Annotated in this window: 11 protein-coding genes and 1 tRNA gene; 4 read left to right on the plus strand and 8 right to left on the minus strand. The window is 43.4% G+C overall.

Translation table 11 applies throughout. The annotated features are described in order from the left end of the window. The first annotated feature begins 26 nt into the window (after window positions 1–26). Complete coding sequence (locus F7R24_RS08185; RefSeq protein WP_151670760.1) at window positions 27–2,120, plus strand: diguanylate cyclase domain-containing protein; 2,094 nt, start codon at window positions 27–29, stop codon at window positions 2,118–2,120. Between the two features lie 60 nt (window positions 2,121–2,180). Here the strand turns inward: F7R24_RS08185 and F7R24_RS08190 are convergent, their stop codons facing one another. The 4 genes from F7R24_RS08190 to ybaK all read right to left on the minus strand — a co-directional run bounded on the left by F7R24_RS08190 (window position 2,181) and on the right by ybaK (window position 6,283). Further along, window positions 2,181–4,304 carry a methyl-accepting chemotaxis protein gene (locus F7R24_RS08190; RefSeq protein ID WP_151670761.1) on the minus strand — a complete coding sequence of 708 codons (2,124 nt, stop codon included), beginning with the start codon at window positions 4,302–4,304 and terminating at the stop codon, window positions 2,181–2,183. A gap of 105 nt (window positions 4,305–4,409) precedes the next feature. Then, window positions 4,410–5,336, minus strand: a complete 927-nt coding sequence (locus F7R24_RS08195) for a ketopantoate reductase family protein (RefSeq protein WP_151670762.1) — start codon at window positions 5,334–5,336, stop codon at window positions 4,410–4,412. 9 nt (window positions 5,337–5,345) lie between these two features. After that, window positions 5,346–5,807 (minus strand): YaiI/YqxD family protein, encoded by a 462-nt coding sequence (locus tag F7R24_RS08200; protein ID WP_151670763.1) that lies wholly within the window; start codon window positions 5,805–5,807, stop codon window positions 5,346–5,348. A gap of 2 nt (window positions 5,808–5,809) precedes the next feature. Further along, a complete protein-coding gene (gene ybaK / locus F7R24_RS08205; protein WP_151670764.1) occupies window positions 5,810–6,283 on the minus strand; it encodes a Cys-tRNA(Pro) deacylase in 474 nt (157 codons plus the stop codon). A gap of 155 nt (window positions 6,284–6,438) precedes the next feature. Between ybaK and F7R24_RS08210 the strand changes: the two genes are divergently transcribed. Continuing rightward, window positions 6,439–6,515: transfer RNA gene (locus F7R24_RS08210), tRNA-Val, on the plus strand. Window positions 6,516–7,059: 544 nt separating this feature from the next. Here the strand turns inward: F7R24_RS08210 and F7R24_RS14910 are convergent. The 4 genes from F7R24_RS14910 to F7R24_RS08225 all read right to left on the minus strand — a co-directional run bounded on the left by F7R24_RS14910 (window position 7,060) and on the right by F7R24_RS08225 (window position 10,702). Continuing rightward, entirely contained in the window at window positions 7,060–7,188 is a 129-nt protein-coding gene (locus F7R24_RS14910) for a hypothetical protein (RefSeq protein ID WP_276613244.1), read from the minus strand. 165 nt (window positions 7,189–7,353) lie between these two features. Continuing rightward, entirely contained in the window at window positions 7,354–8,811 is a 1,458-nt protein-coding gene (gene zapE, locus F7R24_RS08215; RefSeq protein WP_206057502.1) for a cell division protein ZapE, read from the minus strand. A 273-nt stretch (window positions 8,812–9,084) separates the two neighbouring features. Continuing rightward, a complete protein-coding gene (locus F7R24_RS08220) occupies window positions 9,085–9,534 on the minus strand; it encodes a hypothetical protein (protein WP_206057503.1) in 450 nt (149 codons plus the stop codon). Window positions 9,535–9,772: 238 nt separating this feature from the next. Beyond that, a complete protein-coding gene (locus F7R24_RS08225) occupies window positions 9,773–10,702 on the minus strand; it encodes an IS1595 family transposase (RefSeq protein ID WP_151670767.1) in 930 nt (309 codons plus the stop codon). A gap of 100 nt (window positions 10,703–10,802) precedes the next feature. Between F7R24_RS08225 and umuD the strand changes: the two genes are divergently transcribed. Together umuD and F7R24_RS08235 are read left to right on the plus strand one after the other, a co-directional pair. Next, complete coding sequence (gene umuD / locus F7R24_RS08230; protein WP_151670768.1) at window positions 10,803–11,237, plus strand: translesion error-prone DNA polymerase V autoproteolytic subunit; 435 nt, start codon at window positions 10,803–10,805, stop codon at window positions 11,235–11,237. A gap of 27 nt (window positions 11,238–11,264) precedes the next feature. Continuing rightward, window positions 11,265–11,357 (plus strand): Y-family DNA polymerase (locus F7R24_RS08235; RefSeq protein WP_476703641.1); only part of this gene is annotated, 93 nt, incomplete at its 3' end.

An 11,357-nucleotide genomic window follows, 5' to 3' on the forward strand; every position in this document is an offset into this window, starting at 1 on the left:
AAACGCATCAATCAAAGGACGATTCATTGCACTTTCTTAAGCGTTTCAACAAACACCTTTGCTTAGTTATATTGGGGCTAACTTTATTTAGTTCTCATGCATCAGCATTGCAAGAAGTTAAGTTACAACTTAAATGGACTCATGCGTTTCAATTTGCTGGTTACTATGCAGCCGTTCATCAAGGCTACTATCAAGATGTCGGATTGGATGTCCAGATCATTGAAGGTAACCCTGCTATATCAGTAATAGATGAAGTTAGATCAGGTCGTGCGAACTTTGGTGTCAGCACAAGTAGTCTTCTTTTAACACAACCTATCGAAGATGTTGTGTTGCTAGCAAATATTTTTCAGCATTCACCCTTGGTATTTGTAACCCTAGATAAAGGCCCTTTTCATACTATTCATGACTTCGACGAGTCGACGATCATGTTGGAAGACGGATCGGATGAACTGATTGCTTATCTTGTTAAAGAAGGTCTTTCACTTGAAAATATCACCCTAGTACCGCACAGCTTTAGCATTGATGACCTGATACAAGGGGAAGTTGATGCCATGTCCAGTTACCTGACTTTCGAAATATATAAATTTAACCAAGCCGATGTTGATATCAAAATATTCACACCTCGCTCTGTTGGTATCGACTTTTATGGTGATAATTTATTCACCACCAGAAATATGATTGAAAGTAATCCAGTCGTTGTGGAAGCGTTCTTAGAAGCAAGCCTAAAAGGCTGGACTTATGCACTAAACAACCTAGATGAAACAATTGAGTTGATACTTGCTAATTATGCAACATCAATAGATCCTGACTTCCTGAAATACGAAGCAGAAAGCATGCTGCAATTAATACGTCCTGAGTTTGTCGAAATCGGCTATGTGAACCCAGGTCGCTGGAAACACATTGCAGAAATCTACCAAGAGCTAGGCTTTTTAAATGCACCTCCCAATTGGAATAAGTTTTTCTTCGCACCCCCTCAAGACAATTACACTAAGTGGATTACACTGATCATGCTCGTTTCAGTCGTAACCTTCTTGATTGCTGGGATAGCAACCTATATCTTCACAGTTAACAAACAACTTCGTAAATTGTTAATTCAAAAACAAAAAGATCATTCACTAAAAGAAAAACACAATCGCATATTAGCCATGATTGCCAATGATCAACCACTGCAATCCATTCTGACAGAGATAAACTTTAGCATTGAAGCTTACAGACCGGGATGTTTATGTAGCATTATGTTAAAGCCAGATAACGAAAACTTTTTAACGCCCATCGCATCACCTAGCTTAAATGCAGAGTATATTGAAATCATTAAACAAGTTCCTATTGTGGTTGGAGCGGGCTCCTGCGGAACGGCTGCTGCAACTCGTCAGCGGGTTGTCATAGCGGATATACAATCTCACCCTTACTGGCGAAGTTTTAAAGAAGCTTTGGTTAAAGCCGATCTGAAATCCTGCTGGTCACAGCCAGTAATGGATCATTCTGGCCAAGTTTTAGCGACTTTTGCAATCTACACCAGAGAAATTTCAGAACCAACCAGTGCTGATATTCGCGTTATTGAAGAGGTCGCTCATCTCGCCGCCATTGCCATAGATCGCTCTAGAATGATTGAATTACTGAAAAATAGTGAACAGCATCACCGATATTTAGCGCATCATGACCCACTCACTGGATTAGCGAATCGATCTTTGTTCTCTGACAGAGTTGTGCAAGCAATTAGACTTGCAAAGCGAGAAGAAAACCATCTTGCAATTATATTGATAGACCTAAATGATTTTAAATTGATCAATGACCAACATGGGCATATTGTTGGAGATAAACTACTCAGTGCTATCGCGAAACGTCTAAAGACTAGCGTTCGCATCTCCGATACTCTCAGTCGATATGGCGGTGATGAGTTTGTGATACTACTACAAGGATTAATGGATACAAACGAGGCCTCCATCGTTGAGAAAAAGATATTTAGCTTGATGAGCAAACCTTTCAACATTGATGGACTCGAAATAATGTCTGGATGCAGTATTGGCATAGCCTATTACCCAGAGGATGGACCAGATGAGACATCGTTGACACATGCTGCAGATCTTCGTATGTATACCAATAAGCGCCAGCTAAAATAATTAAACACTCGTTAAATAACTAGAGTTTAAGAACAGTAACTGGCGTTTTAACTCGAATAGCTATACCTTAAATTTGCGTAACTGAGACTCCAAAGAGTCTGTGATTTGACTCATCTGTTCACTAACTTCGCGAACATCACCGGCCAATCCTGCTAAACGAGCGCTCGCGTCTTCTACAACCGTAATATTACGATTGATCTCTTCACTGACTTTATCCTGCTCTTCTGCTGCTGTGGCAACTTGCGTAACATGATTAGTAATTTGCTCAATATTATGGGCAGCAGATGCCATTTGATCATAGGCCATATTCGCTTCATGGACTGTCTGCGCCACACGCCGAGTACTCGCTTCCATCTCTTTAACCGTCGCAGCAACATCTTTCTGCAGAGTCTCAATTAAAGCATTGATCTGTTCGGTAGAATCTTGTGTTCTTCGAGCAAGATTTCTGACTTCATCAGCGACCACTGCAAAGCCTCTTCCTTGATCACCCGCTCTTGCCGCTTCAATAGCTGCATTTAATGCCAATAAATTAGTTTGTTCAGCAATACCTTGGATTACCTCAATGATACCGTAAATATTTTGACTACTGGCGGCAACGCTAGCGACACGATCACTGGCAATACTGATTTCCTCAGAAACAGTTTTTACCTCATCAACTGTTTTCTTAAAGGCTTCTCTAGCATCACTTAACGTATGGTTTGATTCTTCCGCTTGTTGAGCTGTTCTAGCGGCAAGATCAGCCACTTCATTTGCAGTAGCTGACATTTCAGTCATCGCAGACGCAACACTTTGCATCTCTTCTTGTTGAGATTGTGTTGCCTTAGCCGTTTGATCAGAGGCATGCACTAAAGACTGGCTTTGATCTCTTAACTGCATAGCAGAAGTGTTTAAGTCAGCAATCATTACCCTTAACTTCGCTGTGAATGCATTAAAACCATCAGCAATACCGATGAGTTCTGCATGATTTGTAATGGTTAATTGACGAGTTAAATCCCCTTCTGCACCTGATAAGTCTTCAACCATTTTTCGCATAGACACCATAGGTTGAGTGGTGAAGCGAAGCCATAGCGCTAATACAACTAATGCGAATGCGAGTAACGCACCACCCAAGACAACCATCGTTAATGCAGTCCGTTGGAATCCTGATAATAGGTTAGACTCTAGCTCTCGAACGGTCGCATAAGCAACTTCAGATGGAACATTAATTAACACGACCCAAGGTTGAGCAAAAGCTTCAAAATGAACTTCAGCTTTCACTAACGTAGAGCCATTAGTCTGTAATACTTGATCCTGCACTCTTTCTTTCAACTCATAGAGTTCTGGATCAATTGTTTGAACTCTTCGACTTAATTCATTTGGATATACACTGCTAGCTACCAAGGCACCGCTAGGGCTAAACAAATGAATATCAGACTGACCATTAAACAGAACTTGCTGATGGTGCATGACGCGCTCTTGTATCGAAGGCAGGTTGATATCTGCTCCAACCACACCGCGAAACTCACCATCTAAAACGATAGGAAAAACCAAAGAGGTCATTAGTTCTTCATATCCTTCTTGTATTTCGTAGAGGTATGGATCCATTAAACAAGGAAGTAGTGAATCTTTTGAGCATAGATACCATTCCGATTCACGCATGCCTAAATCGTTAATGGTGTCATCATACTTAAATGAACTATCACTAATGGGATAAAACACTAAGCCACTATCTTCACGCACCCAATAAAGCTCTAGAACACCCGTATCCGAAGAGTGGTCTAAATGCGGTCCAATATTAAACGCATCTTGCCAATCATAACCGTCAGGTTCGAAGTGAGCGTAAGCTGATCCAAGAGCAGGATTAGCCGCCAAGGTATCACGAAGCATCTGTTTTATAGTTGCGCGTTGAAATGGTGGAGCGGTTGAACTACCACCACTTGCCGTCGCTGTGATGATCGTTCCGAAGGTTTTGGGGACATCAAAACTGCGATTTATAAAAATAGAAACCTCAGATGCAACTGCTTGAGCTGATTCATTTAAATTAGCAATTAATTGCTCTTCAAAAGCGTCTGCAGCCATCTCTACGGTAGCTTGCCCATTTTTTTGCATAGTGGTCCAGCCAACAAGAATGACGGCAGCCAAGGTTAAGGTTAATCCTAAACCCGCACCGGAAATCAATTTAAATCTAAGCGATAAATGCTTCATATTGGTAACCACATCATTAAATTTATGGCATAAACATAACACATTCTTTTGATGGTGTTATGTATTAAACAGTAAAAAGGTACAACTTTTGTAGTATATTCAACTTTATGAAAGTAATGCAGAAACCATTTGATTTGCAGGCAAACTCAACCCATACGTTTTAGCTCGCATTAGCATTGAGCCACAAATAGCATCTAACTCTATTGGTTTACCTTTTTCATGATCAACAAGCATTGAGGTTTTAATCGCATCAAAACTTTTCAGTAAGCTAAGCATTTCTTCAATATCGTTTTGTGTCAGATGAACACCTTCTTGATTAGCTACCAACACTACCTCTTGCATTAACTGCCTAACACAGGGTTCATAATGCTCACTTTCCACCAACGCTCTTGTAGTCAAACCTGTTATGGCTGACAAGGGATTCACACCATTGTTGATCAACAACTTGCGCCACAACTCTAGTTCAATATTGTCAGAGATTCGAGTCGGTATGTTGGCAGCTAAAAAATGCTCTTGAACCCGCATCAACTGATCAGATTTATGTTGATTCTCTTGTTGATTTGGCCAAGCCCCCATGACAACTTGAGCGGGCCCATCAGCAGAAACGATGCCTGGCTGAATAATATGACCACCGATGCGAACCGCCAAACCACCGAAGGTGCGCTCTTTACCAATTACTTTCGCTATTAAAGGTTCGTTATCCACCCCATTTTGCAGAGATAAAATGGGAGTGCTTCCCCTTTTCAACCACTCCCTCATACGGGTCAACCAACTTGCTGTATCGAATGCTTTAAAACAAATGATAATTAAATCAAAGTCTTCTACTTTGAAAGCGGTTAATAAACGCTGTTCATCAACCGCATTGACCATCTGATTGAATTGAATTTCTGAATGTTGAACTTGTAAGCCATTTTGTTGCAATGCATTTAAATGATCACCACGCGCAACAAAAACGACTTTATGACCAGATGACTGCAAACGGGCACCGTAATAACAACCAATGCCACCTGCTCCAACGATTAGAATTCGCATCACTCTTTTTTACCTCTGTCGTTTACGCTGATACCGACTGATACACTTGTCTAATTCAGCAGCAAAGGCCTGACGATCACGGACATGCAAAGGCGCAGGCCCACCCGTATGCTCGCCACTACTTCTTAAGGTCTCTAAAAAATCACGCATATTTAAACGAGAACCAATCGAGTCTTTGGTGAACATCTCTCCTCGTGGACTCAATGCCTGTCCTTCTTTTGCAATGACTTCTGCTGCCAAAGGAATATCACTGGTAATGACCAAATCACCTGCTTCACATTGACGTACGATCTCGTTATCCGCCACATCAAAACCTGAAGAGACGCGCACACTACTAATCCAGTCTGATGGAGGCACTCTCACCGATTGATTAGCGACCAGAATTAATGGAATTTCCGCACGATTGGCGGCCTTGAACAGGATCTCTTTAATGACGACTGGACAGGCATCTGCATCAACCCAGATTTTCATATTTATTCCTTACCCGTAATATGAGCAAAACAAGCATGAGTCAATGCATGTAACACATCTGGTGCAAGGGAAATCTCTAAACCACGACGCCCTGCACTGACATACATCTCTTTCAGATCTTTTGCAGATAGATCAATCACCGTAGGTAATCGTTTTTTCTGACCTAATGGACTGACACCACCAAGAACATAACCGGTGCTTTTTTGAACCCACAGTGGATCAGCCATTTCGGCTTTCTTACCGTTAAGTGCTTTAGCAACCTGCTTCATATTTAAACGTTCACTCACAGGAAGCACAGCGACTGCTAATTGTTTTGTATCTAAAGACACAACCAAGGTTTTAAAGACTTGCTGAACATCTAAGCCCAACTTCTCTGCCGCCTCTAGACCATAAGAAGGCGCATCATGATCATGTTCATAGCGATGAATTTGATGGGACACGCTGTGTTTGCGTAACAGATTGATAGCGGGAGTCATCGAAAGACATACTCTTTATAGTTGAAAGTACTTTAATAAGAGTAAGTTAAACCTAAACCAACCCACTTTTACAACAAAAACACCTTCATTTGTAAAAAAGTCTTTAGAAACAGTTGCACAGATGCACAAAGCCTATATAATACGCGCCACATAATAGAACTATAGCTCAGTTGGTTAGAGCACCACCTTGACATGGTGGGGGTCGGCGGTTCGAGTCCGCCTAGTTCTACCAAGAATACCTTTAAAAATAGCCACTTAGACAGTACGTCGAGTGGCTTTTTTTATGCTCACTGCTCAATTCTGCGGTTTGGTGGCCAAAATGTGGCTCTTTTCTTAACCGAATTTCTACAATGATTGCTGATCTAAATTTTGGTGGCCATTTTAGAGCCACACGCTGCCCCTTACATCTGACCATTATTCATGATTTGGATTCGCCTCGGCCCTCTTTTGTGACCATCCCATGGTGATCAAACTATAAATTTCACAATAAAAATAGTAACACAGTTTTTCTAGATCTATTTCAAGCTGTGTCCTACTGTTTTGTAATCCCGAACGAGCTTTAATCACAATCCTCAACAGCATCGTCGGGAAGTTCCTTCCAGACAGTCAGAAAATGAGCAGATGGCGATCCATTTCGGACAAGAACGTATCCCGATCGAAGTTCCTTTTGCCCCCAAGTTGTTTGCCATTCTGCTGAAAACGACCACAGCTCACTATCATCGGAAAGTTCCTTGAGGAACTCCCTCCAAGCGTTGTTGAGATGTCCGAATGGCTGCTCAGGCACTGCACTTTAAACGGTCAGTAACGACCTCGCAGCTCTCAATCTCGTCAACGGTCAGTTGTTTCAATAAGTACTGCGACTTTACGGTGAACTCTCTATCAGATTCAATCTCGGTACCGTCCATTAGAACCTCCTTAACTTTCATGTAAACCACAATCGGCCAAATCACGGCAATTAGAATGGTAGCTAGGACAAACTCAAAGAAGTTACTTAGGGAAATGTCATGAACTCCCCACCCTTAGCTAAAATGTGCCATAGGTTCAATGGTTTGCAAGGCAAAGAGCTTTCGTCATTGCCGTCCCCATTCCTTTCCACCCATTTCTACCAACCGAGACGCGGCTCGTCGAAAGGAAAAGGCGAGATCATTGGCGGCCGATAATAGTGCCAGTGACACGCCACTTCGACCCGTCGCCGACCACTCAAATTCTTCACCCTCTTTGGTGCGAATCACGGTCGTCGCAAAGGAACTCGAGTTTCCCCCCTTCTCACTGACAAACAACTCTTCATTTCCATCACTGCTTTCAACTTGCGCTTCAAACTCGACAAATAATTCATCGAGCGGGACTTTTGCCGCTAGCACCAAGCGGGTGCGAGATTCATAACACACGTCAATGAGGGTCACGAATCGTCGCGCTTCGTCGAGGTGATTGGCGTCTAATTGCGGCACCCGGTCCATGATGAGGACCTGAAATCGGTCGCAGAGGGAAATATAATCGGCCGCGCCGAGTGGTTGGTAGCATAACTCGGAAAAGTCAAACCAGGCGCACCGGTCATTCAATCGGGCGACCTGGACGGTGCGACCGAAGGGTACGTGAATGGCCTCGGCCTCAGTTCCGGATGCAGTGCCACCAAATATTTCTTTCAACTGCGCCTGCATGTTGTTATCACTATTATTATCGCCGTGAACATCCTTGTTTGACCAAAAATAGGATTGACCATCAGCTCGAGTTTCGAGTCGATAATCCTTGGCGGAATCCTCCATGGAGATAATGTCGAACGTGTGTTTTAACATGTCTATGAATGGCAAAAAGAGGGATCGGTTAATGCCTCCCTCATATAAGGCATCGGGGGAGCGATTCGAGGTGGCCACCACCACGACATTCCAATCCAATAATAATAAAAAAAGTCGTTTCAAAATCATGGCATCGGCAACGTCTGTTACTTGAAATTCATCGAAACAGAGGAGTTGGGCTTCCTGTGCCAATTGCTGCGCAATGATGGGTATCGCATCATCTCGTGGGTGCTTCTGTTTGTAGACAAAGATTCGATGATGGACGTCTAGCATGAATTCATGAAAGTGGACGCGGCGTTTGGTAATTTTTACGTGTTTGAAGCTGTGGCTGTCATTATTACAGCAAGAATCATCAGGAACATTAACCGACGCGTAAAAGAGATCCATTAGAAAGCTCTTGCCGACCCCGACCGGTCCATGAATGTAAATGCCTCGCGGTGGTGGACCAAAAGAACACAAATGGAATTTCTTTCGAAGAAAGGACTGAGCGGATGCCAAGGATCGCGTCAGTAACAGCGGACTGCTGCTTGTAGAGCTGCTCTTTGTCGGTCTGTCGGTGCGCACGGGTACTGGTGGGAGCGAGGTAAGAGACTCGTGCAGGGCATCGAGTTTTGCCGCCAGAGCGACTTGCGCGTCATCTCGTCGCACCTCCCCCGCATCCACCTTGCGTTCATACGCCGCTGTCACGGGGCCTGTCGGGAGGGGCCGCCGAGCGACGCGATGTTGTGCTGCCATATTCTTAATCACCGTCTTCATCATCAACCTGATGAGTTTATTAACATGGTAAGGAAAGTACGATCAAGTCCGCTTCTTCCCGCTTTTTTCGATTGTCTCAAGTCTAGGGACTTATTCGCAATTTACTTAGAATACGGTAGCAAAGCATTTTTCGATCTAACCGAAGCACATCAAGCAATAGAGACATGGCTACCTTATCGCTTCTCAGTTGATGCTTACTATAAGCAACAATGAAAAAAGTGATACCAATGCCTAAGTACCCATAAATGTAAATCAAGTTTTGTCCCCATTAACTTTGCCAGTAATAGGAAAAACTGTCATTGCGCCCACCTGATAACCTTCTCTAGCACCATCAGACTCAGCGACACCGTTATATTTTGTGCGAGTAGCAACGACTACTCCCCGCTCCAAATCTAAAAACAGGTCACGCTCATATATGCTGGCGTAGCCCATATGAACGTACTCAAGCTGCTTTCCCTGAGGTATACGAATCGTACCGGAGTACCAATGAGCAAAAACTCTATCAGGAAACTCTGGAAAAATGGTTGTCAATGATGCTTCACTTCCATCGTGGAGCATGCCACTAAGAGCAATCAAATATAGGTGGTCATCGACGATCTCCCAACTGCCAACATAACCACGCCATAGTGCCGAGAAATTAGATTCGAAGAGCGGTTTGGTGCCTCCCATAGCGAAATACTTGCTGAGGGGTGTCGTGCACATGGCGACATTCTTACCCTTGTAGCGGAGTTTTTCTGAAATCTGTGCGGTCACAATATCTCTCCATAATTTGATATTTCCCCAACAACTATCGGTTCCAGTAATCTGATTAATGGCATGATGAAAATGATCACTTTAATCGAGAGTGTATCCTACTTATTCCATAATACATTAAGTGTTTAAATCTATTTACCCGCCTCTACCATCCGCCTTATACTGTATAGATAAGGCTGTGTTGCATTTAGGTGTTGGTCATGGCAGCAAACAGTAATCCTTGATCAGATTGCTCGTGCTGTTTCATGTACCGAAACCAGCTAAGATAGTGGGGCAGATATTCTCGTCCCACGCCCCTAAATCTGGTCATCCATTCCTTCCAGTGCATCATGTAGTTATTTAGTGTTTGGATATGATAGATATCCTCAACCACCCTAATATTATCCAAACCCACAATGCGCTTATGATCGACTTTACGTGTATTAGCAACCTCAATATAGGACTTGTTACCGTCTGTACACAGTACCGAGCCATCAGCAATTCTAGGCTGTAAAAATTGGCAGATATTTTCTTTCGTGTTTCGGTCAACGACTTCATGTATCACCGAGCCTTCTCGGTTCAATGCGATGAGAATGGGTGTTTTTGGAGCCTTCCTGCCACCGCGCTTCCGTGCATCTCGATGCAGTATGCGCCTACCCTTAAATGATTCATTTATAAAGGTTTCGTCAGCCTCAATGACACCAGATAGAGGTTGCACTTCTATGTTTGAGGGCGCTTTTAGAAACGCATGTCGCCAGCGGAAAGATGTTCTAAGATTAATACCAAGCTCCAAGGCGCACTTGCGTAATGTCGCACCATGCCACATTAGTTCGTTATATCTAAGCCATTTTTGACTCATACGCATACGGTACAGGGGTGTGCCTTTCAGTGCATTAAAGGTCTGTAAGCAAGCTTTACATTTAAATCGCTGGATACCCTGTTTTGTAAACCCCCATCTGGTAAAATCATTGCTACAACAGTGAGGGCATTCGGTCAGACTATCTTCACGCTCAGCGATGACTTCGCCAACCTGATTTTGGGATATCAAGTCATCAACTTCGTGCTTAAGCTTCTTAAGATCTGCGTAGGTCAGGTCATCAAGGCGAGTAAGAATTCTGCGTAGGGTCTGAGTGCTCATGAAAGCTCCGACTAATCTGGGCTATAAGCACTCAGTATAGATCACCAACACTCAAATGCAACACAGTCATAGATAAACAGTACTTAGTTAGGTGTCAGGTATGTACGTCACTCTGATAGGGCCGGTTGACGTTGACGCACTCACTGAAACAGCCGTCCCTTTTTTTAGCGAATCTGTTCCCTGTGGTTTTCCCAGTCCTGCCGCAGGTTATGAAGAAACGCGCCTTGATCTAAATGAACTCTGCATCCCCCGCCCTTCTTCCACCTATATGGTGCGCTGTGATGGTGATTCGATGAATAGGATCGGTATTTATGCGGGTGATATTTTAGTGGTGGATCGATCGATTAAGCCAAAACATGGCGACACCGTCGTAGCAGCTGTCGATGGCGCGTTTACTGTCAAAACGCTGGCATTAAAACCGAGAGTGCGATTGTTACCTCAAAATCGTCAGTACGCACCCATTGAGTTCAACGAAGGTTCTGACTTACAGCTATTTGGTGTCGTCACGCACTTAGTCAGAGCTATGCCGAGGTAATGCATGCCGATCTATGCTTTATGTGACATGAACTCTTTTTATGTCAGTGCTGAATTGTTGTTCCGTCCTGACTTGGTCGATAAGCCTTGTATCGTGTTATCCAATAATGATGGCTGTGCA

Source organism: Nitrincola schmidtii, assembly GCF_008973715.1.
GTDB lineage: Bacteria > Pseudomonadota > Gammaproteobacteria > Pseudomonadales > Balneatricaceae > Nitrincola > Nitrincola schmidtii.